The sequence below is a fragment of the Enterobacter sp. JBIWA005 genome, from assembly GCF_019968805.1.
Taxonomy (GTDB): Bacteria; Pseudomonadota; Gammaproteobacteria; order Enterobacterales; family Enterobacteriaceae; genus Enterobacter; species Enterobacter vonholyi.
This window is the reverse complement of sequence record NZ_CP074159.1, coordinates 4487840-4509698: the sequence shown is the minus strand read 5'-3', so window position 1 is coordinate 4509698 and position 21859 is coordinate 4487840. Positions and strand designations below refer to the sequence as shown.

Sequence of the window (21859 nt, the reverse complement as noted above, 5' to 3'; positions counted from 1 at the left end):
GATAGTAATGACTGATAAAATTTCTGCACCGCGCTATGCGCTACGTGGCCTGCAGCTTATTGGCTGGCGCGACATGCAGCACGCGCTGGACTTTCTTTTCGCCGACGGCCAGATGAAATCCGGTACGCTGGTGGCGATCAACGCGGAAAAAATGCTGGCGGTTGAGGATAACGCGGAAGTCAAAAGCCTGATTGAAGCGGCGGAATTTAAATACGCGGACGGGATCAGCGTGGTCCGCTCTATCTGTAAAAAGTATCCTGACGCTAATGTATCTCGCGTGGCGGGGGCCGATCTCTGGGAGCAGCTTATGGCCCGCGCAGGTGAACAGGGCACGCCCGTGTTCCTGATTGGCGGGAAGCCGGAGATACTGGCCCAGACGGAGGAGAAACTGCGTCGTCAATGGAATGTTAATATTGTCGGCAGCCAGGATGGTTACTTCAAACCGGAAGATCGGCAGGCTCTGTTTGAGCGCGTTCGTGATAGCGGGGCGAAGATTGTCACCGTGGCGATGGGCTCCCCGCGCCAGGAGATCCTGATGCGCGACTGCCGTCTGGTCTGTCCGGATGCCCTCTACATGGGCGTCGGCGGTACGTACGACGTCTTTACCGGCCACGTTAAGCGTGCGCCCAAGGTCTGGCAAAATCTGGGGCTGGAGTGGTTGTACCGTCTGCTATCGCAACCGACGCGCATTAAACGACAGATCCGTCTGCTTCGCTACCTCGCCTGGCATTACACCGGGAAAATGTAATCAAAATGTAGCGCGATATGCTATTCGCGCTGCAACTCGCCTGCAAAACTGCTGATAATCTGTGCAATGCATTCATTTTTTTAATGCATCGTTTGCCATTTGGCAGATTTTAAGAAACCATTCGCTCCGTATTTTAGTACCCCTAAAAAACAATACCCGGTATTAAGCCGGGAAACAGCAAACACAATCGAGGATCTATGGCAGAGAAAAAACCGGAGCTACAGCGTGGGCTGGAAGCTCGTCATATTGAACTGATAGCGCTGGGCGGCACTATCGGCGTGGGCCTGTTTATGGGCTCCGCAAGCACGCTCAAATGGGCAGGCCCTTCCGTATTACTGGCGTACATTATTGCCGGGCTGTTTGTTTTCTTCATCATGCGTTCCATGGGCGAAATGCTTTTCCTGGAGCCGGTAACCGGCTCCTTCGCCGTTTACGCGCATCGTTATATGAGCCCGTTCTTCGGCTACCTGACGGCCTGGTCATACTGGTTTATGTGGATGGCGGTGGGCATCTCAGAGATCACCGCGATAGGGGTCTACGTCCAGTTCTGGTTCCCAGACATGGTCCAGTGGATACCCGCGCTCATTGCCGTGGGGCTGGTGGCGCTGGCCAACCTGGCTGCCGTGCGCCTTTACGGTGAGATTGAGTTCTGGTTCGCAATGATCAAAGTCACCACGATTATCGTGATGATTGTCGTCGGCCTGGGCGTGATTTTCTTCGGCTTTGGCAACGGTGGACACGCTATCGGCTTTGGCAATCTGACCGAAAACGGCGGCTTCTTTGCCGGCGGCTGGAAGGGCTTCCTGACGGCGCTGTGTATCGTTGTGGCCTCGTATCAGGGCGTGGAGCTGATCGGTATTACCGCCGGTGAAGCGAAAAACCCGCAGGTCACGCTGCGTAGCGCGGTGGGCAAAGTGCTGTGGCGTATCCTGATTTTCTATGTGGGCGCGATCTTCGTTATCGTGACCATCTTCCCGTGGAACGAAATTGGCACGACGGGTAGCCCGTTTGTTTTAACCTTTGCCAAAATTGGCATCACGGCAGCGGCGGGTATCATCAACTTTGTGGTCCTGACGGCAGCGTTGTCAGGCTGTAACAGTGGGATGTACAGCTGTGGGCGTATGCTCTATGCGCTTTCGAAGAATAACCAGCTGCCTGCGGTGATGAGTAAAGTTTCACGTGCCGGCGTGCCGGTGGCGGGTGTGGCGGTTTCCATTGCAATACTGCTGATTGGCTCTTGCCTGAATTACATTATTCCTAACCCGCAGCGCGTGTTCGTTTACGTTTACAGCGCCAGCGTGCTGCCGGGCATGGTGCCGTGGTTTGTTATCCTCATCAGCCAGCTGCGTTTCCGTCATGCGCATAAAAAAGCGATTGAAAGCCATCCGTTCCGCTCAATTCTGTTCCCGTATGCGAACTATTTGACGATGGCGTTCCTGATTTGTGTATTAATCGGGATGTACTTTAATGAAGATACCCGCATGTCGCTGTTTGTCGGGGTGATCTTCCTGGCGGCTGTGACGGCCGCATATAAGCTTTTTGGCCTGGGTCGCCGTGCCACCACGCAGAAAGTGGAGGAATAAGCGGCAAAATGTGCAAACCATAACCAAACGCGCATTTTTTTCAAAAAAGCACTAGACAGCGGGGACGGAGGTACGTAATATCCAGCCCCGCAACGGCGCTAAGCGCCCGTAGCTCAGCTGGATAGAGCGCTGCCCTCCGGAGGCAGAGGTCTCAGGTTCGAATCCTGTCGGGCGCGCCATTTTAGTCCCGGCGCTAGAGCTGCGGTGGTCTGAGAAGTAGTCAGTACCGCGTGAAAGAATACAGTGGTGGCTATAGCTCAGTTGGTAGAGCCCTGGATTGTGATTCCAGTTGTCGTGGGTTCGAATCCCATTAGCCACCCCATTATTTGAAAGAGTTGTGAATTGCGAAGGTGGCGGAATTGGTAGACGCGCTAGCTTCAGGTGTTAGTGTCCTTTGGATGTGGGGGTTCGAGTCCCCCCCCTCGCACCACGACTTTTTAAATGAATTGAACTAAAAATTCAAAAAGCAGTACATCGGCGAGTAGCGCAGCTTGGTAGCGCAACTGGTTTGGGACCAGTGGGTCGGAGGTTCGAATCCTCTCTCGCCGACCAATTTTGAACCCCGCTTCGGCGGGGTTTTTTGTTTTCTGAGATTCTTCATCCTTGTAGTCATTCCCCAACAACGTTCTTTTTCATTGTCGCAATCCAGAGACATTCAACTCATTGAAAGTTAAATGAATATTTATTTCTGGGTTTTGCTGTCTCCTCCTGGCGACATATGCCCGCCTTTTCCCGATACGTTGTAGAGCTTAAAACGGTGCTTAACAGCATAATTTCCTTTTATCTTAAAATGTTGCGTTATGTAAAAGTTCTGGCTGTCATGTTGGCACGTTACGTGCAATAATATGCGTGTAGATGCTCATTCCATCTCTTATGTTCGCCTTAGTGCCTCATAAACTCAGGAATGACGCAGAGCCATTTACGGTGCTTATCGTCCACTGACAGATGTCGCTTCGGCCTCATCAGACACCATGGACACAACGTTGAGTGAAGCACCAAATATGTTGTCTTACAGACCTGTTTTAACGCCTGCTTTTATAGCAGGCGTTTTTTTATGCCTTATTCCCGATACCGGCGCACGATCAGGGCAACCATCACCAGAGCCGTTGCGGAGACAGCATAGAGTGCCGCTACTGAGCCAAATCCGGCAGCCACTGCCGCTGCAATGCCGGTGAAGAGAGAGGCGCTGAGCGTTTGCCAGCGCCAGGCTTTCCCACTGGCTGACGCGGTTTGCGTAATATGAAAACTACTGAGAACGCCAAACGTCCCGGCCGCGAACAGAATATTCGAAGCCAGATGCGCGATAAAGATCGCCCCCAGCGCACATGCCATCCACCCGGACAACAACGGTAGCGTTCCATAAGCGGCCAGAAAGATGCCCAGACAAACGATGATGCGCGGTGTGCGAGCGGCGAAGCGCGTCAGACTCTCTTTTTTTAGCAGCATGGGGCCGCAAAGCTGTCCCATGCTCCTTGCAAAAAGCAGAGGCAGGGCAAGACCCGCCGCATCCTGAGGATGGATTTGCTGTGCCAGGGCCGGAAGCAGCGCCATGGCCGGTGAGCCAACGGCCGCCAGCGACGGCAGGATGAGCAGACTGCGTTTCTGCCGAACGGTCAACGTCCGCCAGCGTAATGCCGCAGGGGCTTCCTCTTCCTCGAGGGGCGGGAGTGAAGGCGCAGAAAACCGGCGTCCAGCCAGCCATAGCATGAGCAGTGATCCGAGAAAGCTGGCGGCATCAATGGCCAGCAGGGTAAACACGGACGTCTTCTGGAACAGCACCACGCCCAGACCTGTCCCTAATAATACCTGAGAAGCAAAAATCACATTTTCCAGACAGGTTGCAGCAGGCAGCTCTGCTTCGCTGAGACCGCGCTTAAAGAGCAACGTCAGCGCGGGCCAGCTCATCCCGCTGAGCAGCGCCTCGGTGGATTGCACAGCGAGCAATGCGGCAACGCTGTGGTAACCCACGCCAAGCAGGGGAAAGAGCAGGGCGAGCAGGCCCAGCCCTTCGGTCAGTATCAGCAGGGATATCGGAGAACAGCGTGAGCACAGCTTTTCGCCGATCGTACTGCCGATAAATCCCGGTATCGTAGCGAAAAGAAAAGCGAGTGTGAGCAGACCGGGCGGAGCTGACCACGCTAACAGCAAGCCGAAGACCACGATCTGGGTTAAGCCATTCCCCAGCGAAGAAAAGATAAAAGCACAGGCAAGCAGGCGCAGCCAGCGGTGGCAGCGCAGCGCTTCAATAAGCGCATACAAAAGCGAGTTCATGACGATTTCCTTCAAAAACGATTTAGTCCACGCTGCAGAAAGTGCGCGTGTGTGAAAAAAAGTTAATGAAAAGACATCGTTACATTGGCGGGTTCGTTTGCGGATACGGGTGTAAAGAATGTAGCAGGAGAAATGCGATAAAAAAAGGAGGCCATCTGGCCTCCTGATGAATTACTGCTGCGTACCGTTATTTTGCAGCGTCAGCAACAGCCCATCACGGCGCATGGCGGCCGCCTCTTCCGGCTTATGCTGCTTGTCCAGCGTATCGGCAAGCCACGCGTAGTCGAAGGCATCCGGACGCTGCTTCAGCGCCGCGCGGAAGGCGAGGCTTGCCTCCTGCCATTCGCCGTGCTTCATCAACGACTGGCCAAGCGTGCTCCACAACAGCGGGCGGTCACCAACGGTTTTAATCTGCTGGCGCAGCACTTTTTCTATTTGCTCAGGATTGTTGGTTTTCAGGCGCGGGATTACCATCACCAGGCGATCGTCGTACTGGCGCTTCAGACCGTCGAGGAGGATCTCCTGAGCCGTGTCGTGATCGTCACACTCAATGAGGTGTTCCGCCATTGCCACCTGCAGAGGAACCTGCTGGCGCGTTTTACGGCTCTGATTCTTCCACCACGTTTTCAGACCGTCGCTGCCCAGGTCAGCGCGCGCCTGATCCATCAGGCCAATCCACGCCAGACGCTGAAGCTCGTCACGATGTTCATCGTCGCCTACCTCGGCCTTCGCCATCGACGGAATGATGTCCAGCAGTGAACCCCAGGCGCCGGTACGAATATAGGCCTGCTCGGCAAGACGCAGCACTTCCGGATGACGTGGCGCGACTTCCAGCAGACGGTCGATACCGTGGCGAGCCGCGTGATTCTCATTGCGTGCCAGCTGCAGACGAACGCGCGTGATTTCCACCGGAATCGGGTCGCCGTGAGCCAGCTCAGCTGCCCGCTCCAGGTGCTGATTAGCTCGGGCTTCATCACCGCGCTGCTGCGCCGCTTCGGCCGCCAGCAGATAGTTCACTACCGGCTGTTCGGCGTGGTCGGCGTTTTTCGACATCAGCTTTTCAACCTGCTGATAGTCACCCTCGGCGAGCTTAAGCAGCGCCTGCTCGGTCTGTTTACGGGCGCGGCGGCGCTTACGGCCAACGAACCAGCCGCGCGTATGGGCACCGGTACGGAAAATACGGCGCAGGATCCACTCGATCGCAAACAGAACCACCACGGCGAGGATCAGAATGATCGTCAGACCCGTTACGCTAGTTTCAATGTTGTAGTTATCGGTCTGGATCAGGACGTAACCCTGATGACCCGCAAGCATAGGCCCGAGGACGATCCCGGCGATCAGCAGGATGAAGAGTAAGAGAACTTTTAGCATCATTACTCTCCTTGCGGTGCGCTTTCAGGCGCAGGAGCCGGAGCAGGTGCCGCTCCGCTCGTCTGCTCTGCAGGTACGCCCGGCTGCGCCAGAAGATTGCGTACGCGCGTCTGCATCAGTTTCTCCAGAATCGGCTGGCTGGCCAGCTTGTCCGGCACGTTCATGGTGATGTTCTGCTGGCTTAACTTATCAATGTCTTCGAGGAAGGCGGTGGTCGTCGCATCATCGGTGTTGTAGTAGGCGCGTACCCACGTTGAGACGTTATCAAGCGCCTGTTTATAGGTCTCTTCCTGATGACGCGGCACGGCCTGGGCCGCCACCAGCAGACGGGAACGAATGTTCTCGCGCAGATAGATGTCCTGGTTCGGCGCGAGCAGCGGTACGGCAGTTTCGTCGCGACGGCGGATCGTGATAAAGCTGTCCATAAAGTTCTGCCAGCTTTTTTGCAGGTTTATGCGCCATTCGCTCAGGGAACTGGAAAGCTCGGTACCGTCGGAATCCATCGGGGAGTCGTCGTCGTTGTTATCCGCCAGCTGCAGGTTATCAATCTGATTCGAAAGCTGATTCACTTTAAGGATAATGCCATCGTAATCCACCTGTGAGACGGCGGAGAGGCTGGCGATGTCTTCGGTAATCGCGCGACGAGCGGTGATAAGGCTTGGATCGTTCATGTCGGCCAGGCTTGCATCGGCGCTTTTCAGCAGTGCGGCGGCGGTGGTCACGTCCTGGTCGCTCCAGAGCTTACGTCCGGCGAGCTTCACCAGGAAGTCAGCCTGCGAGAGCAGCCAGGTTTTGGCATCGGTGCCGGAAATCGTGGCGACTTTCTGCTGTACTTCACCCAGCTGTTTAGTCAGCTCTTCCTGTTTGCCGTTCGCTTCGGCAAGCGCGGCGGCCTGCTGCTTAATCACGGCTTCCAGCTCGGTTTTCTGCGTCTCCTGCTCTTTTTGCAGGGCAGTGAGCTGATTCACCAGCGCGTCGCTGGTGGACGTCTGGTTAGCGCTCTGTTGTTTCACCAGCCCGTACAGGCCAACCCCCGCTGCCAGCGCAATGGCGATGGCAATCGCGCTCAGCGCGAGGCTCGTTTTGTTGCTGCTGTTTTTCTTCTCAGCGGTTTTCTCAGTCGTCTCTGGCTGTGGCGTCGTCTCCACAGTCTCCCTGGTCTCTTCAACCACGGCGGAGGATTTGTCGTGTTCCGTCATTATGGCTTCCCATTTGAGAGTTATTGTAATGCGCGCAGCAGCGCATCGTTGTCGGCGTTATCAGCGATCCGAATATCCTGCCAGCCCAGTTCCCGGGCCTGGTTCGCCAGACGCTCACTGACGACCAGAAGCCGACAGCGGAGTAACCAGTTTTCGCGATACCAAAGCGGTATCAGCGACCAAAGCTGTTGTAACATTTCACCGCTGGTGACCACCAGCGTATTAATGCCGCGCGCGTGCCAGCGCATCGCCTCTTCCGCGCCATCGTAGTGTTTTGCACAGCGCTGGTAGCACTCAATAAACGTCACGTTCGCACCGCGTTCACGCAGCGTTTCACCCAGCAGCTCGCGGCCACCGTTGCCGCGCAAAATGAGCGCACGCTTTCCGGCAATAGTTTGTAATTCAGGTAATTGTAGCAAGACTTCACTGATTTCCCGATCTAACGGGTAACGAACTTCCGCGCCGCTTACGGTATGCAGTGCCAGGGCCGTTGTACGACCAATCGCGAAATAGCAGGGGGCGGCTGGCCAGGCCAGGTCCTGCTGCTGCAGCTGAGCGTGGGCAAATTCCACGGCATGTTGCGACAGCGCAAACAGCAGGTCGCCGTCCTGAAGGGTATTCATCTGGTCGGCGAGCGCAGAGAGCTCCCGACCGGGGGAGAATTCAATGAGAGGAAAACTCCAGGCCACCTGCCCCAGTGCGCGCAGACGGCTCACTAACTGCTCTCCTGCGGGAGAAGGGCGGGTGACGAGAATACTCATGCAGGGGGTTCTCCGTTGTAAACGTCAGCCAGAATCTCGCGGGCGCCGTTATCCAGTAATTCTTCCGCCAGCGACACGCCAAGCTGCTCGGCATCTTGCGCTTTACCGCGACGTTCGCCGCGTACCATCTGCGAACCGTCCGGGGCGCCCACCAGCGCGCGCAGCCACAGTTCGCCATTCGTCAATTCAGCATAGCTGCCAATTGGAACCTGGCACCCGCCTTCGAGGCGGTTATTCATCGCCCGCTCCGCTTTTACGCGGGTAGCGGTCTCGTCATGGTTCAGCGGTGCGAGCAGTTCGCGGGTACGCGCATCGTTCAGGCGGCACTCGATGCCGACTGCACCCTGGCCCACGGCCGGCAGCGACAGCTCTGGCGGCAGCGCCACGCGAATACGTTCCTCCAGCCCAAGACGCTTCAGACCGGCAACGGCGAGGATAATGGCATCGTAATCACCGTTATCCAGCTTGCCCAGACGCGTGCCGACGTTACCGCGCAGTGAGCGGATGATCAGGTCAGGACGACGCTCCGCCAGCTGACATTGACGGCGTAAACTGGACGTGCCAACCACGCTACCCTCCGGCAGCGCGTCGAGCGAGTCGTAGTGGTTGGAGACAAACGCATCGCGCGGATCTTCGCGCTCGCAGATGGTCACCAGCCCCAGCCCTTCCGGGAACTCGACGGGCACGTCTTTCATCGAATGTACGGCGATATCGGCGCGGTTCTCAAGCAATGCCAGTTCCAGTTCTTTGACAAACAGGCCTTTGCCGCCCACTTTCGCCAGAGGCGTATCGAGGATCACGTCACCGCGCGTGACCATCGGCACCAGTTCGACGCGCAATCCACTGTGGCAGGCTTCCAGGCGCTGCTTCACATAATGTGCCTGCCAGAGCGCGAGAGGGCTTTGGCGTGTGGCAATTCTCAAAACATTGTCTAACATGCTTGTTACCGTCATTATCAATCGCTAACCATCCTAACATTGTTGACTCTGGGATGGCAGTTTTACGGTTGATGAGCGTGAGAGGGACAAGGCGGCGTATTCGTCAGCCAGAGCCGTATTCAGGAATTTACACGTACAGAACGGTGCTACACTTGTATGTAGCGCATCTTTCTTTACGGTCAACCGGCAAGGTGTTAAATTGATCACGTTTTAGACCATTTTTTCGTCGGTACCACCAAAAATGATAAGGGCGAAAAAGGGTAACGGTTATCTTTTTGAAATACTGCGGGTCCGCTGTTACTCGTGTTTTGAATAGCTTGCGACACCCGGAAACATCAGGCGATACGTCTTGTACCTCTATATTGAGACTCTGAAACAGAGACTGGATGCCATAAATCAACTGCGTGTGGATCGCGCGCTTGCTGCCATGGGCCCTGCTTTCCAGCAGGTATACAGTCTGCTGCCGACATTATTGCACTATCACCATCCGCTGATGCCTGGCTACCTTGACGGTAACGTTCCCCAGGGCATTTGCCTTTTCACGCCTGATGAAACCCAACAGCATTATCTGAACGAGCTGGAACTTTACCGCGGCATGCCGCCACAGGAATCTCCAAAAGGTGAACTGCCTATTACCGGCGTTTACTCAATGGGGAGCACCTCATCGGTAGGGCAAAGCTGTTCTTCGGACCTGGACATCTGGGTCTGTCATCAGTCCTGGCTCGATAACGACGAGCGTCAGCTACTGCAGCGTAAATGCAGCCTGCTGGAGAGCTGGGCGGCCTCGCTCGGCGTGGAAGTGAGCTTCTTCCTGATTGATGAAAACCGTTTCCGCCATAACGAAAGCGGCAGTCTGGGTGGTGAGGACTGCGGCTCGACTCAGCACATCTTACTGCTGGATGAATTTTACCGTACTGCTGTGCGCCTGGCCGGGAAGCGTATTCTGTGGAATATGGTCCCGTGCGAAGAAGAAGAGCATTACGATGACTACGTCATGTCGCTTTACGCGCAGGGCGTACTGACGCCAAACGAATGGTTGGACCTCGGCGGCCTCAGCTCTCTGTCAGCAGAAGAGTATTTTGGCGCAAGCCTCTGGCAGCTCTATAAGAGTATCGACTCACCGTACAAAGCGGTGCTGAAAACGCTGCTGCTGGAAGCCTATTCCTGGGAATACCCTACGCCGCGCCTGCTGGCGAAAGATATCAAGCAGCGTCTGCACGATGGGGAAATCGTCTCCTTCGGGCTGGACGCCTACTGCATGATGCTGGAGCGCGTGACCGAATACCTGAAAGCCATTGATGACACCACGCGTCTTGACCTGGTGCGTCGATGTTTCTATCTCAAAGTCTGTGAGAAATTGAGCCGCGAACGCGCCTGCGTGGGGTGGCGTCGTGAAGTGGTCAGTCAGTTAGTGAAAGAGTGGGGATGGGACGAAGCGCGTCTGTCCATGCTCGATAACCGGGCCAACTGGAAAATCGATCAGGTGCGTGAAGCGCACAACGAACTGCTCGATGCGATGATGCAAAGCTACCGCAACCTGATCCGCTTTGCGCGCCGTAACAACCTCAGCGTTTCTGCCAGCCCGCAGGACATCGGGGTATTGACCCGTAAGCTTTACGCCGCGTTTGAAGCTCTGCCGGGTAAAGTTACCCTGGTTAACCCGCAGATCTCGCCAGACCTGTCTGAACCGAATCTGACCTTTATCTATGTGCCGCCGGGCCGTGCAAACCGCACCGGGTGGTATCTTTACAACCGTGCGCCAAGCATGGATTCAATTATCAGCCATCAGCCGCTGGAGTATAACCGCTACCTGAACAAGCTGGTGGCCTGGGCCTGGTTTAACGGCCTGCTGACCTCGCGCACGCGCCTGTTTATCAAAGGCAACGAGGTGGTTGATCTTGCTAAGCTGCAGGAGATGGTCACGGATGTATCGCACCACTTCCCGCTGCGTCTGCCTGCCCCTACGCCGAAAGCGCTCTACAGCCCGTGTGAGATTCGCCATCTGGCGATTATCGTCAACCTGGAATACGACCCGACGGCGGCCTTCCGCAATCAGGTGGTTCACTTTGACTTCCGCAAGCTGGACGTCTTTAGCTTTGGCGAGCAGCAAAACTGCCTGGTAGGCAGTGTCGATCTGTTGTACCGCAACTCGTGGAACGAAGTGCGTACCCTGCACTTCAACGGCGAGCAGGCAATGATCGAAGCGCTGAAAACCATTCTTGGCAAGATGCACCAGGATGCCGCGCCGCCGGACAGCGTGGAAGTGTTCTGCTACAGCCAGCACCTGCGCGGTTTAATTCGCACCCGCGTGCAGCAGCTGGTTTCTGAGTGTATCGAACTGCGTCTCTCCAGTACCCGTCAGGAAACAGGCCGCTTTAAAGCGCTGCGCGTCTCCGGTCAGACCTGGGGACTGTTCTTCGAGCGCCTGAACGTGTCGGTACAGAAGCTGGAAAACGCCATCGAGTTTTACGGCGCGATTTCACACAACAAGCTGCATGGCCTGTCGGTGCAGGTGGAAACCAACCACGTTAAGCTCCCGCAGGTGGTGGACGGATTCGCAAGTGAAGGGATTATTCAGTTCTTCTTTGAAGAGTCGGGCGACGATGCCGGATTCAACATCTACATTCTGGATGAGACCAACCGCGCCGAGGTGTATCACCATTGTGAAGGCAGTAAAGAGGAGCTGGTGCGCGACGTCAGCCGCTTCTACTCCTCTTCGCATGACCGCTTTACCTACGGCTCAAGCTTTATCAACTTTAACCTGCCGCAGTTCTACCAGATTGTGAACGTCGACGGCCGTACGCAGGTGATTCCGTTCCGCACCCAATCCGTCACGCCTGCAGCGCCTGCCAATCAGGACACCGCCCCGCTGTTGCAGCAGTATTTCTCCTGAGCCTTTTCGCCGGGTGGCGCTTACGTTTACCCGGCCTACGGTTCTAGCCGTTGTAGGCCCGGTAAGGCGCAGCCGCCACCGGGCAAGAAAACTACCTGAAACTCACGTTCTCACCCGCCTGCGCGGTCGCCGCCTGTTCCAGCAGATCCCAGAACGGTACGCCGCTACGGTCGCAAACCCATTCCCCGTCTTTCAGATCGAAATGATAGCCGCCCTGTTTAGCGGCCAGCCACACCTGGTGAAGCGGCTCCTGGCGGTTAATAATAATTTTGCTGCCATTTTCGAAGCTCAGGGTCAGAATGCCGCCGTTGATTTCACAATCGATATCGCTGTCACCGTCCCAGTCGTCAAGACGCTCTTCGATGGTCATCCACAGGTTGTCGGCAAGGCGATGGAATTCACTGTCGTTCATGGTTTTGTTCCTGTTTTTCGTGATGCCGGCAGTATAACCCTAAATAATTCCCGTTGCAGGAAAGCGGCAAACTCTTGCTTTTGTGTCTTCTCCTGCGATGATAGAAACAGATTTGAACTTACGGGCAACTTTATAATGAAAAACGCTTTCCGAACGCTTGCCGTTCTCATCACGCTGTTTAGCCTGACTGGCTGCGGACTGAAGGGACCACTGTACTTTCCGCCTGCGGATAAAACCGCACCGCCGCCGACGAAACCGGTTAACAGCGGCATTGAGTCTACCACGCCAAATACTAACGACCGTGGCGACAACGGTGGCCCGACTCAGGTTAATCTCTGACGACAACGTTCTGTACCCGCGCAATGGAGCAAATGATGCAGTTCTCTAAAATGCATGGCCTTGGCAACGATTTTATGGTCGTCGACGCGGTAACGCAGAATGTGTTTTTCTCGCCTGAACTGATCCGTCGCCTGGCGGATCGGCATCTGGGCGTGGGGTTCGATCAGCTGCTGGTGGTCGAGCCACCGTACGATCCCGATCTTGATTTCCACTACCGTATTTTTAACGCGGACGGCAGCGAAGTTAACCAGTGCGGCAACGGCGCGCGCTGTTTCGCCCGCTTTGTCCGCCTGAAAGGGCTGACCAACAAGCGTGATATTCGCGTCAGCACGGCCAATGGTCGCATGGTGCTCAGCGTCACCGATGATGAGCTGGTGCGCGTGAACATGGGCGAGCCTAACTTCGAGCCCTCCGTCGTGCCGTTTCGCGCAAACAAAGCGGAAAAGACCTATATTATGCGTGCGGCCGAGCAGACAGTATTGTGCGGCGTCGTCTCAATGGGTAACCCACACTGCGTGATTCAGGTTGATGATGTGGAAACTGCCGCGGTCGAAACGCTCGGCCCGGTACTGGAAAGCCACGAACGTTTCCCGGAGCGCGCGAACATCGGTTTTATGCAGGTGGTGAAGCGCGAGCACATTCGCCTGCGGGTTTACGAGCGCGGCGCGGGTGAAACTCAGGCCTGCGGAAGCGGTGCCTGTGCTGCGGTGGCCGTGGGCATCTCCCAGGGGTTACTGGCAGAAGAGGTTCGCGTGGAATTACCGGGCGGTCGGCTTGATATCGCCTGGAAAGGACCGGGTCATCCACTGTATATGACTGGCCCGGCGGCACATGTCTATGACGGGTTTATCCATCTATGAAACAACCAGGGGAAGAACTGCAGGAAACAGTGACGGAACTGGACGACAGGGCTGTTGTTGATTATCTGCTGCGCAATCCTGAGTTTTTTATTCGCAATGCACGCGTGGTCGAAGAGATGCGTGTGCCGCATCCGGTTCGCGGGACCGTGTCGCTGGTCGAATGGCACATGGCGCGCTCGCGCAACCACATCAGCCAGCTTGAAGAGAACATGACGCTGCTGATGGAGCAGGCCAGCACCAACGAAAGCCTGTTCTATCGACTGCTGCATCTGCAGGCGCGTCTGGCGTCGGCGCACAGTCTCGACGAGTTCCTCAGCCGTTTCCACCGCTGGGCGCGCGAGCTGGGGCTGGCGGGCGCAACGATTCGTCTTTTCCCTGACCGCTGGCGCATCGGCGCGCCGTCGGGATTTACCCATCTGGCACTCAGCCGTCAGGCATTTGAACCGCTGCGCATTCAGCGTCTGGGGCATGATCACCACTATCTGGGGCCGCTTAACGGGCCTGAGCTGCTGGTGGTATTACCGGAAGCCAAAGCGATTGGCTCGGTGGCGATGTCGCTGATGGGGCGCGATGGCGATCTGGGCGTCATATTATTTACCAGCCGCGACGCGCATCACTACGAGCAGGGGCAAGCCACGCACCTGCTGCAGGAGATCGCCCTGATGCTGCCTGAGCTGCTGGAGCGCTGGATTGAGCGCGTATGATGGACGGACTGCTCGCCACTGACGTCTCGCGCTTTCTGCGCTATCTCGGCGTGGAACGTCAGCTTAGCCCCATTACGCTGCTTAACTATCAGCGTCAGCTTGATGCCATCATGCAGATTGCCGACGAGATCGGCCTGAAAAGCTGGCAACAATGTGACGCTGCGACGGTACGCGGGTTTGTCGTGCGTAGCCGTAAAAAAAATCTCAGCCCGGCGAGCCTGGCGCTCAGGCTCTCTGCGCTGCGCAGCTTCTTCGACTGGCTGGTCAGTCAGGGGGGCTTAAAAGCCAACCCGGCAAAAGGGATCGCCACGCCGAAGGCGCCGCGCCATCTGCCTAAAAATATTGACGTTGACGACGTAAACCGCCTGCTGGATATCGATCTGAACGATCCGCTGGCCGTGCGCGATCGCGCGATGCTGGAGGTGATGTATGGTGCCGGGCTGCGTCTGTCTGAACTCGTCAACCTTGATCTCAAGCATCTCGATCTGGAATCGGGCGAAGTGTGGGTAATGGGTAAGGGCAGCAAAGAGCGCCGCCTGCCGATTGGCCGCAATGCGGTCTCCTGGATTGAGCACTGGCTTGACCTGCGCGGGCTGTTTGGCTCCGACGAAGATGCGCTGTTCCTGTCGAAGCTCGGCAAGAGGATCTCGGCGCGTAACGTGCAGAAGCGCTTTGCGGAGTGGGGCATTAAGCAGGGGCTGAACAGCCACGTTCACCCGCACAAGCTGCGCCACTCCTTTGCGACACACATGCTTGAGTCGAGCGGCGATCTGCGCGGCGTGCAGGAACTGCTTGGCCACGCAAATCTGTCGACCACTCAAATCTATACCCACTTAGACTTCCAGCACCTTGCCTCGGTGTATGACGCGGCGCATCCACGCGCCAAACGGGGGAAATAATGCGTTTTTACCGCCCACTCGGTCAGATCTCAGCCCTGACGTTTGACCTTGATGACACTCTTTATGACAACCGCGAGGTGATCCTGCGCACCGAACAGGAGTCCCTGGCGTTTGTGCAGAACTACCATCCCGCGCTGAAGGCGATACAGAACAAGGACTTCCAGAAGCTGCGCCAGTCCCTGCGTGAGACCGAGCCGGACATTTACCACGACGTGACCGAATGGCGTCGTCGCGCGGTTGAGCAGGCGATGCTCAACGTGGGTCTGAGCACACAGGATGCTGCCATTGGGGCGGAAGCGGCCATGGAAAACTTCGCCAAATGGCGCAGCCGTATCGACGTGCCGCAGGAAACCCACGACACGCTGGCGAAGCTTGCCGAAAAGTGGCCGCTGGTGGCCATCACCAACGGCAATGCCCAGCCGGAGCTTTTTGGCCTGAGTGATTACTTCGAATTCGTGCTGCGTGCGGGTCCTCACGGGCGCGCGAAGCCGTTCAGTGACATGTACCATCTGGCGGCAGATAAACTTAACCTGCCGCTGGGTGAGATCCTGCACGTGGGGGATGACATGACCACAGACGTGGCCGGCGCCATCCGCTGCGGGATGCAGGCCTGCTGGATCAAGCCGGAAAATGCTGACCTGATGATCGCCTCCGATAGCCGTCTTCTGCCGCACGTGGAAATTTCACGGTTGGCATCCCTCACGACGCTGATATAATCATCAATTGTTCTGTATAAATTAACAGGGTTTTGGCGAATGCTATTCGCCTGCCCGACATGACGTGACGGTGCCAATGGACGTTTCTTACCTGCTCGACAGCCTTAATGACAAACAGCGTGACGCGGTTGCCGCCTCGCGCACCAACCTGCTGGTGCTGGCTGGAGCGGGCAGTGGTAAGACGCGCGTGCTGGTTCACCGTATCGCCTGGCTGCAGAGCGTGGAAAACTGCTCGCCGTACTCCATCATGGCGGTCACGTTTACCAACAAGGCGGCGGCAGAGATGCGCCACCGGATCGCGCAGCTGATGGGCACCAGCCAGGGCGGCATGTGGGTCGGTACCTTCCACGGCCTGGCGCACCGTCTGCTGCGGGCGCACCATATGGACGCCAACCTGCCGCAAGATTTCCAGATCCTCGACAGCGAAGACCAGCTCCGTCTGCTGAAGCGCCTGATCAAGGCGATGAACCTCGACGAGAAGCAGTGGCCGCCGCGTCAGGCGATGTGGTACATCAACGGTCAGAAAGACGAGGGGCTGCGCCCGCACCATATTCAGAGCTTCGGCAACCCGGTGGAGCAGACCTGGCAGAACGTCTACAAGGCCTACCAGGAAGCGTGTGACCGCGCCGGGCTGGTGGACTTTGCCGAACTGTTGCTGCGCGCCCACGAGCTGTGGCTGAACAAACCGCACATCCTGCAGCACTACCGTGAACGCTTCACCAATATCCTGGTGGACGAATTCCAGGATACCAACAACATCCAGTACGCCTGGATCCGCCTGCTGGCCGGGGATACCGGCAAGGTGATGATCGTGGGCGATGACGACCAGTCGATCTACGGCTGGCGCGGGGCGCAGGTGGAGAACATCCAGCGCTTCCTCAACGATTTCCCCGGCGCCGAAACCATCCGTCTGGAGCAGAACTACCGCTCGACCAGCAATATCCTCAGCGCGGCCAACGCCCTGATTGAAAACAACAACGGGCGTCTGGGTAAAAAGCTGTGGACCGACGGCGTCGACGGCGAACCGATTTCGATTTACTGCGCCTTCAACGAGCTCGACGAAGCGCGCTTCGTGGTCAACCGTATCAAAACCTGGCAGGACAACGGCGGCGCGCTGGAGCAGTGCGCCATTCTCTACCGCAGCAACGCCCAGTCGCGCGTGCTGGAAGAGGCGCTGCTGCAGGTGAGCATGCCGTACCGCATTTATGGCGGCATGCGCTTCTTCGAACGTCAGGAAATCAAAGATGCGCTGTCGTATCTGCGTCTGATTGCCAACCGTAACGACGACGCGGCGTTTGAACGCGTGGTGAACACCCCAACCCGCGGGATTGGCGACCGCACGCTGGACGTGGTGCGTCAGGCCTCGCGCGACCGCCAGCTGACGCTGTGGCAGGCGTGCCGCGAGCTGCTGCAGGAAAAAGCGCTCGCCGGACGTGCCGCCAGCGCATTGCAGCGCTTCCTTGAGCTGATTGACGCCCTCGCGCAGGAAACGGCCGACATGCCGCTGCACGTGCAGACCGACCGGGTGATTAAAGATTCCGGCCTGCGCACCATGTACGAGCAGGAAAAAGGCGAGAAGGGCCAGACCCGTATTGAGAACTTAGAGGAACTGGTCACGGCAACTCGCCAGTTCAGCTACAACGAAGAAGACGAAGACCTGATGCCGCTGCAGGCGTTCCTCTCCCACGCCGCGCTGGAAGCGGGGGAAGGGCAGGCGGATACCTGGCAGGATGCGGTTCAGCTCATGACCCTGCACTCCGCCAAAGGACTGGAGTTCCCGCAGGTGTTCATCGTCGGGATGGAAGAGGGGATGTTCCCAAGCCAGATGTCGCTGGATGAAGGCGGCCGTCTGGAAGAGGAACGCCGTCTGGCCTACGTGGGCGTGACGCGCGCGATGCAAAAGCTGACGCTGACCTATGCGGAAACCCGTCGTCTGTACGGGAAAGAGGTCTATCACCGTCCGTCGCGCTTTATCGGTGAACTGCCGGAAGAGTGCGTGGAGGAGGTGCGTCTGCGGGCAAGCATCAGTCGTCCTGTCAGCCATCAGCGCATGGGATCGCCGATTGCGGAAACCGACACTGGCTACAAGCTGGGCCAGCGCGTGCGTCATTCGAAGTTTGGCGAAGGCACCATTGTGAATCTGGAAGGCAGCGGCGAGCACAGCCGCCTGCAGGTGGCGTTCCAGGGGCAGGGGATCAAATGGCTGGTGGCGGCCTACGCGAAGCTGGAAACAGTCTAACATTCAGAAAAATATCATTATTTTGTAATAATCTGCTAGCCTTATACGTTGAAGGTCAATTAATGCCCTTCAGCGTTTCGTTGCGTGTTGACGCCACAGTTATAGCTGGCGTAACATGCGCGCACGATTACGCTAAGAGGACATTCGCCTTGGACACACCCAGTAGATACTGGCTCAATTCCCTGTCATCCAGGAACAACTCCTAAGGCTATCTCCTCTTGCTGATGGCCTTAGTGGTTGTCAGCGACTGCATTATTCCCGTCGCGCTGAGTCAGGCTGTTTAATGGTCTGAAACCCAATTTGTTTCTGTGTGCCCACCGAACTGTCCGATATTTTTTGCATTGGGAGTCCCGGTCATGTTGAGCGCATTTCAACTCGAAAATAACCGACTGACTCGGCTTGAAGCCGAAGAGTCACAGCCCCTCATTGATGCCGTATGGGTGGATCTGGTCGAGCCGGACGACGATGAGCGCCTTCGCGTACAATCTGAGCTGGGGCAAAGCCTGGCAACGCGCCCGGAACTGGAAGACATCGAAGCATCCGCGCGTTTTTTTGAAGACGAAGACGGTCTGCACATTCACTCCTTCTTCTTCTTTGAAGATGCCGAAGACCACGCGGGCAACTCCACCGTGGCGTTTACCATTCGCGATGGTCGTCTGTTTACCCTGCGCGAGCGTGAGCTACCGGCATTCCGCCTCTACCGCATGCGCGCCCGTAGCCAGGCGATGGTAGACGGCAACGCGTACGAGCTGCTGCTCGATCTGTTCGAGACCAAAATTGAACAGCTGGCGGATGAAATTGAAAACATCTACAGCGATCTGGAAAAGCTGAGCCGCGTGATCATGGAAGGCCATCAGGGCGATGAGTACGACGAAGCGCTCTCCACGCTGGCGGAGCTGGAAGATATCGGCTGGAAGGTGCGTTTGTGTCTGATGGATACCCAGCGCGCGCTGAACTTCCTGGTGCGCAAGGCGCGTCTGCCGGGCGGTCAGCTGGAGCAGGCGCGTGAGATCTTACGAGATATCGAATCCCTGCTGCCGCACAACGAATCTCTGTTCCAGAAGGTGAACTTCCTGATGCAGGCGGCGATGGGCTTTATCAACATCGAGCAGAACCGCATCATCAAGATCTTCTCGGTGGTGTCCGTGGTGTTCCTGCCGCCGACGCTGGTGGCGTCCAGCTACGGGATGAACTTTGAGTTTATGCCGGAGCTGAAGTGGAGCTTTGGTTACCCGGGGGCGATTATCTTTATGATCCTCGCGGGGCTGGCACCGTATCTGTACTTTAAGCGCCGGAACTGGCTGTAAAAATCTGGCGGGTGGCGCTGCGCTTACCCGCCCAACGATCGAATTCCCTCTCCCTGTGGGAGAGGGTTAGGGTGAGGGCAACATTACAGCCCTTTGCGCCCCCTGCGCTGGGTATAAATCGCATCGGCGACGAAAATCGCCAGCGCCACCCAGATAAAGGCGAACGTCACCATCTTATCCGCCCCCGGCACCTCGCCGTAAAACACCACCGCCAGCAGGAACATTAGCGTCGGGCCAATGTACTGGAAGAAACCCAGCGTGGAGAGACGCAGGCGCGTCGCCGCACCGGTGAAGCACAGCAGTGGAATAGTGGTCACCACGCCCGCCGCCATCAGCATCAGGTTCAGCGACCACGGGTTGCTGCCCATGTGGCTGGTTGGGCTGTCGGCGATGCCGAAAAGATAAATCGCCGCCACGGGCAGCAGCCACAGGGTTTCAAACAGCATCCCTGTCTGCGCTTCCACCGCAATCTTCTTACGCACCAGGCCGTAGAACGCAAAGCTGAACGCCAGGCCGAGGGCAATAATCGGCAGCGAGCCGAAGGTCCAGAGCTGCACCAGTACGCCGCAGAAGGCCAGAATCACCGCCACCCACTGCATCCGGCGGAAGCGCTCACCGAGGAAAATCATCCCCAGCACGATATTCACCAGCGGGTTAATGAAGTACCCCAGGCTCGCTTCGAGCATGTGATGGTTATTCACCGCCCAGATAAACAGCAGCCAGTTGCCGCCAATCAGCACGGCAGAGAGTGCCAGCAGGAAGATCTTCTTCGGGGTTTGCAGAAGCGTTTTGACGCCCGACCACTGACGGCTGAGGCTCATCAGCGCAATCATAAAGAAGAACGACCAGATGACGCGGTGAGTCAGGATCTCATCGGCCGGAACGTAGGCGATAAGCTTGAAATACGCCGGGGCGATACCCCAAATAAAATAAGCGGCAAGGGCGAGTAAAACGCCCTGCCGCGTCTGTTTAGCATCCATCGGGAAAATCCGTTACAAAAAAGTGAATTAATTTTACCCGATTTTGCCGCCTCAACCCACCATATAAGTGGCGGTTGCGCTGGCGATATACACCTGCTCTTCGTTGTGTAATTCAACGCGCGCCACGGCGACTTTATTCCCCGCGCGCAGCAGGCTGCTGGTACAGGTAAAGCGATTTCCGCGCCCCGGGCGAAGATAGTCGACGCGCAGATCGATGGTGCCCATGCGCGCCAGACGCTGGCGGAGTTCGTCTTCGTTGATGGTGTCATGGCGGGTCAGCGTGCTGCCCACGCAGACCAGACCTGCCGCCACGTCAAGCGCGGAGGCAATCACGCCGCCGTGCAAAATACTTTGCGCCCAGTTCCCTACCATCATCGGCTGGTTGTTGAAGCTCAGCTGGGCAAAGTCTTTCTCGTAACGCTCCAGCTCCAGTCCCAGCGCGCGGTTAAACGGCATATGGTAAACAAAAATCTCGCCCACGAGTTTTAACACTTCTTCGGCGGTAAGCATGGCTGACATGAGGCATCACATCCTTATTGTTAATAAAATGTTGATTTTATGCCTCGGCAACAAGGAATTCCACTTTCAGAAATGAGGATGCAGCAGTTGTCGCATAAGTCTGTAGAATGTCCGCCACATAACTATTCAGGTAATTTTACTCTTTTGCAGGAGAACACCACCGATGCGGACGTATCTGGCCTGGTTACTGGCGGCGATTTCGCTGCCCCTCACAGCCTATGCGCAGGAAGCGACAATCAAAGAGGTGCATGATAAACCTGCCGTTCACGGTAGCATTATCGCGAACCTTCTTCAGGAGCATGACAATCCGTTCACGCTCTATCCGTATGACACCAACTACGTGATTTACACCCAGACCAGCGATCTCAACAAAGAGGCGATAAGCTCCTATAACTGGTCTGATAATGCGCGTAAAGATGAGGTGAAGTTCCAGCTCAGCCTCGCTTTCCCGTTCTGGCGCGGCATTCTGGGACCGAACTCGGTGTTTGGTGCCTCCTATACGCAGAAGTCCTGGTGGCAGCTCTCTAACAGCGGGGAATCCTCGCCGTTCCGCGAAACCAACTATGAGCCCCAGCTGTTCCTCGGCTTCGCAACGGATTATGAATTTGCGGGCTGGACGTTACGCGATGTGGAAGTGGGCTTTAACCATGATTCTAACGGACGTTCCGATCCGACATCCCGTAGCTGGAACCGTGCCTATACGCGTCTGATGGCGCAGAACGGTAACTGGATGGTGGAAGTGAAGCCGTGGTATGTGGTCGGCAGCACTGATGACAACCCGGACATCACCAAATATATGGGCTACTACCAGCTTAAAGTCGGCTACCAGTTAGGTGATGCCGTGTTGAGTGCGAAAGGTCAGTACAACTGGAACACCGGCTACGGCGGCGCGGAAGTGGGCTTAAGCTATCCGGTAAGCAAGCATGTCCGCCTTTATACGCAAGTCTACAGCGGTTACGGCGAGTCGCTTATCGATTACAACTTCAACCAGACCCGCGTCGGCGTGGGCGTGATGCTGAACGATATTCTCTAGGCTGTTCGAATGTTTTTGCGTTAAACGTTGAAGTTTCTCTCTCAGGCGCTGAAAATAGCGCCTGTTTCATTTCAGGCATATGGGGTT

Annotated in this window: 20 protein-coding genes and 4 tRNA genes; 16 read left to right on the top strand and 8 right to left on the bottom strand. The window is 56.6% G+C overall.

Translation table 11 applies throughout. The features are described from left to right. Window positions 1-7: 7 nt before the first annotated feature. The 6 genes from wecG to KGP22_RS21455 all read left to right on the top strand — a co-directional run bounded on the left by wecG (window position 8) and on the right by KGP22_RS21455 (window position 2883). A complete protein-coding gene (gene wecG / locus KGP22_RS21480) occupies window positions 8-748 on the top strand; it encodes a lipopolysaccharide N-acetylmannosaminouronosyltransferase (protein ID WP_223580735.1) in 741 nt (246 codons plus the stop codon). Window positions 749-945: 197 nt separating this feature from the next. Beyond that, complete coding sequence (locus KGP22_RS21475) at window positions 946-2331, top strand: amino acid permease (RefSeq protein ID WP_111963524.1); 1386 nt, start codon at window positions 946-948, stop codon at window positions 2329-2331. A gap of 102 nt (window positions 2332-2433) precedes the next feature. After that, window positions 2434-2510, top strand: a tRNA-Arg gene (locus tag KGP22_RS21470). Between the two features lie 67 nt (window positions 2511-2577). Next, window positions 2578-2653 (top strand) — tRNA-His (locus KGP22_RS21465). Window positions 2654-2675: 22 nt separating this feature from the next. Then, a tRNA-Leu gene (locus KGP22_RS21460) sits at window positions 2676-2761 on the top strand. Between the two features lie 45 nt (window positions 2762-2806). Further along, a tRNA-Pro gene (locus KGP22_RS21455) sits at window positions 2807-2883 on the top strand. Between the two features lie 507 nt (window positions 2884-3390). Here the strand turns inward: KGP22_RS21455 and KGP22_RS21450 are convergent. From KGP22_RS21450 to hemC, 5 genes are all read right to left on the bottom strand, one after another. Then, complete coding sequence (locus KGP22_RS21450) at window positions 3391-4602, bottom strand: MFS transporter (RefSeq protein ID WP_149367407.1); 1212 nt, start codon at window positions 4600-4602, stop codon at window positions 3391-3393. 171 nt (window positions 4603-4773) lie between these two features. Then, window positions 4774-5973 (bottom strand): protoheme IX biogenesis protein HemY, encoded by a 1200-nt coding sequence (gene hemY, locus KGP22_RS21445; protein ID WP_223582503.1) that lies wholly within the window; start codon window positions 5971-5973, stop codon window positions 4774-4776. Window positions 5974-5975: 2 nt separating this feature from the next. Further along, a complete protein-coding gene (gene hemX, locus KGP22_RS21440; RefSeq protein ID WP_223580733.1) occupies window positions 5976-7172 on the bottom strand; it encodes a uroporphyrinogen-III C-methyltransferase in 1197 nt (398 codons plus the stop codon). Between the two features lie 20 nt (window positions 7173-7192). After that, entirely contained in the window at window positions 7193-7933 is a 741-nt protein-coding gene (hemD, locus tag KGP22_RS21435) for a uroporphyrinogen-III synthase (protein WP_223580731.1), read from the bottom strand. Beyond that, the gene (gene hemC, locus KGP22_RS21430; protein ID WP_223580728.1) at window positions 7930-8871 is read right to left on the bottom strand and encodes a hydroxymethylbilane synthase; all 942 of its coding nucleotides are present in this window, start codon (window positions 8869-8871) and stop codon (window positions 7930-7932) included. Before hemC ends, hemD begins: the two co-directional genes overlap by 4 nt. A gap of 349 nt (window positions 8872-9220) precedes the next feature. On the opposite strand from hemC, the gene cyaA reads away from it, so the two are divergent. Continuing rightward, a complete protein-coding gene (cyaA, locus tag KGP22_RS21425) occupies window positions 9221-11764 on the top strand; it encodes a class I adenylate cyclase (RefSeq protein ID WP_143345648.1) in 2544 nt (847 codons plus the stop codon). Between the two features lie 91 nt (window positions 11765-11855). On the opposite strand, the gene cyaY is transcribed toward cyaA, so the two are convergent. Continuing rightward, window positions 11856-12176: an iron donor protein CyaY gene (gene cyaY / locus KGP22_RS21420; RefSeq protein WP_111963531.1), complete on the bottom strand. Its 321-nt coding sequence runs from the start codon at window positions 12174-12176 to the stop codon at window positions 11856-11858. Between the two features lie 135 nt (window positions 12177-12311). On the opposite strand from cyaY, the gene KGP22_RS21415 reads away from it, so the two are divergent. The 8 genes from KGP22_RS21415 to corA all read left to right on the top strand — a co-directional run bounded on the left by KGP22_RS21415 (window position 12312) and on the right by corA (window position 19240). Then, entirely contained in the window at window positions 12312-12515 is a 204-nt protein-coding gene (locus tag KGP22_RS21415) for a lipoprotein (RefSeq protein WP_024907980.1), read from the top strand. Window positions 12516-12550: 35 nt separating this feature from the next. Continuing rightward, on the top strand, window positions 12551-13375 hold the full coding sequence (dapF, locus tag KGP22_RS21410; RefSeq protein WP_008501545.1) for a diaminopimelate epimerase: 825 nt from the start codon (window positions 12551-12553) through the stop codon (window positions 13373-13375). Then, entirely contained in the window at window positions 13372-14079 is a 708-nt protein-coding gene (locus KGP22_RS21405) for a DUF484 domain-containing protein (RefSeq protein ID WP_111963533.1), read from the top strand. Before dapF ends, KGP22_RS21405 begins: the two co-directional genes overlap by 4 nt. After that, window positions 14076-14978, top strand: coding sequence for a tyrosine recombinase XerC (xerC, locus tag KGP22_RS21400; RefSeq protein WP_136196061.1), 903 nt, complete (start codon window positions 14076-14078; stop codon window positions 14976-14978). Before KGP22_RS21405 ends, xerC begins: the two co-directional genes overlap by 4 nt. Continuing rightward, complete coding sequence (gene yigB, locus KGP22_RS21395) at window positions 14978-15694, top strand: 5-amino-6-(5-phospho-D-ribitylamino)uracil phosphatase YigB (RefSeq protein WP_223580726.1); 717 nt, start codon at window positions 14978-14980, stop codon at window positions 15692-15694. Before xerC ends, yigB begins: the two co-directional genes overlap by 1 nt. A gap of 76 nt (window positions 15695-15770) precedes the next feature. Next, a complete protein-coding gene (gene uvrD / locus KGP22_RS21390; RefSeq protein ID WP_032646073.1) occupies window positions 15771-17933 on the top strand; it encodes a DNA helicase II in 2163 nt (720 codons plus the stop codon). A gap of 149 nt (window positions 17934-18082) precedes the next feature. Further along, window positions 18083-18139, top strand: a complete 57-nt coding sequence (gene ysgD, locus KGP22_RS21385; RefSeq protein WP_212743980.1) for a YsgD/CorL family protein — start codon at window positions 18083-18085, stop codon at window positions 18137-18139. 150 nt (window positions 18140-18289) lie between these two features. Continuing rightward, window positions 18290-19240, top strand: coding sequence for a magnesium/cobalt transporter CorA (corA, locus tag KGP22_RS21380; RefSeq protein WP_008501540.1), 951 nt, complete (start codon window positions 18290-18292; stop codon window positions 19238-19240). Window positions 19241-19323: 83 nt separating this feature from the next. Here corA and rarD read toward each other — a convergent pair whose 3' ends face one another. Both rarD and yigI read right to left on the bottom strand, forming a co-directional pair. Beyond that, window positions 19324-20220, bottom strand: a complete 897-nt coding sequence (gene rarD / locus KGP22_RS21375) for an EamA family transporter RarD (protein WP_008501539.1) — start codon at window positions 20218-20220, stop codon at window positions 19324-19326. A gap of 51 nt (window positions 20221-20271) precedes the next feature. Beyond that, the gene (yigI, locus tag KGP22_RS21370; RefSeq protein ID WP_008501538.1) at window positions 20272-20739 is read right to left on the bottom strand and encodes an acyl-CoA thioesterase YigI; all 468 of its coding nucleotides are present in this window, start codon (window positions 20737-20739) and stop codon (window positions 20272-20274) included. Between the two features lie 163 nt (window positions 20740-20902). On the opposite strand from yigI, the gene pldA reads away from it, so the two are divergent. Continuing rightward, the gene (gene pldA, locus KGP22_RS21365; protein WP_045417650.1) at window positions 20903-21772 is read left to right on the top strand and encodes a phospholipase A; all 870 of its coding nucleotides are present in this window, start codon (window positions 20903-20905) and stop codon (window positions 21770-21772) included. The last annotated feature ends 87 nt before the right edge of the window (window positions 21773-21859 follow it).

What these genes read in the sequence shown, in the direction of transcription:
- wecG (WP_223580735.1), top strand. Translation starts at nt 8, where the DNA reads ATGACTGATAAAATTTCTGCACCGCGCTATGCGCTACGTGGCCTGCAG.
- KGP22_RS21475 (WP_111963524.1), top strand. Translation starts at nt 946, where the DNA reads ATGGCAGAGAAAAAACCGGAGCTACAGCGTGGGCTGGAAGCTCGTCAT.
- KGP22_RS21450 (WP_149367407.1), bottom strand. Translation starts at nt 4,602, where the DNA reads ATGAACTCGCTTTTGTATGCGCTTATTGAAGCGCTGCGCTGCCACCGC.
- hemY (WP_223582503.1), bottom strand. Translation starts at nt 5,973, where the DNA reads ATGCTAAAAGTTCTCTTACTCTTCATCCTGCTGATCGCCGGGATCGTC.
- hemX (WP_223580733.1), bottom strand. Translation starts at nt 7,172, where the DNA reads ATGACGGAACACGACAAATCCTCCGCCGTGGTTGAAGAGACCAGGGAG.
- hemD (WP_223580731.1), bottom strand. Translation starts at nt 7,933, where the DNA reads ATGAGTATTCTCGTCACCCGCCCTTCTCCCGCAGGAGAGCAGTTAGTG.
- hemC (WP_223580728.1), bottom strand. Translation starts at nt 8,871, where the DNA reads ATGTTAGACAATGTTTTGAGAATTGCCACACGCCAAAGCCCTCTCGCG.
- cyaY (WP_111963531.1), bottom strand. Translation starts at nt 12,176, where the DNA reads ATGAACGACAGTGAATTCCATCGCCTTGCCGACAACCTGTGGATGACC.
- KGP22_RS21415 (WP_024907980.1), top strand. Translation starts at nt 12,312, where the DNA reads ATGAAAAACGCTTTCCGAACGCTTGCCGTTCTCATCACGCTGTTTAGC.
- dapF (WP_008501545.1), top strand. Translation starts at nt 12,551, where the DNA reads ATGCAGTTCTCTAAAATGCATGGCCTTGGCAACGATTTTATGGTCGTC.
- KGP22_RS21405 (WP_111963533.1), top strand. Translation starts at nt 13,372, where the DNA reads ATGAAACAACCAGGGGAAGAACTGCAGGAAACAGTGACGGAACTGGAC.
- xerC (WP_136196061.1), top strand. Translation starts at nt 14,076, where the DNA reads ATGATGGACGGACTGCTCGCCACTGACGTCTCGCGCTTTCTGCGCTAT.
- yigB (WP_223580726.1), top strand. Translation starts at nt 14,978, where the DNA reads ATGCGTTTTTACCGCCCACTCGGTCAGATCTCAGCCCTGACGTTTGAC.
- uvrD (WP_032646073.1), top strand. Translation starts at nt 15,771, where the DNA reads ATGGACGTTTCTTACCTGCTCGACAGCCTTAATGACAAACAGCGTGAC.
- corA (WP_008501540.1), top strand. Translation starts at nt 18,290, where the DNA reads ATGTTGAGCGCATTTCAACTCGAAAATAACCGACTGACTCGGCTTGAA.
- rarD (WP_008501539.1), bottom strand. Translation starts at nt 20,220, where the DNA reads ATGGATGCTAAACAGACGCGGCAGGGCGTTTTACTCGCCCTTGCCGCT.
- yigI (WP_008501538.1), bottom strand. Translation starts at nt 20,739, where the DNA reads ATGTCAGCCATGCTTACCGCCGAAGAAGTGTTAAAACTCGTGGGCGAG.
- pldA (WP_045417650.1), top strand. Translation starts at nt 20,903, where the DNA reads ATGCGGACGTATCTGGCCTGGTTACTGGCGGCGATTTCGCTGCCCCTC.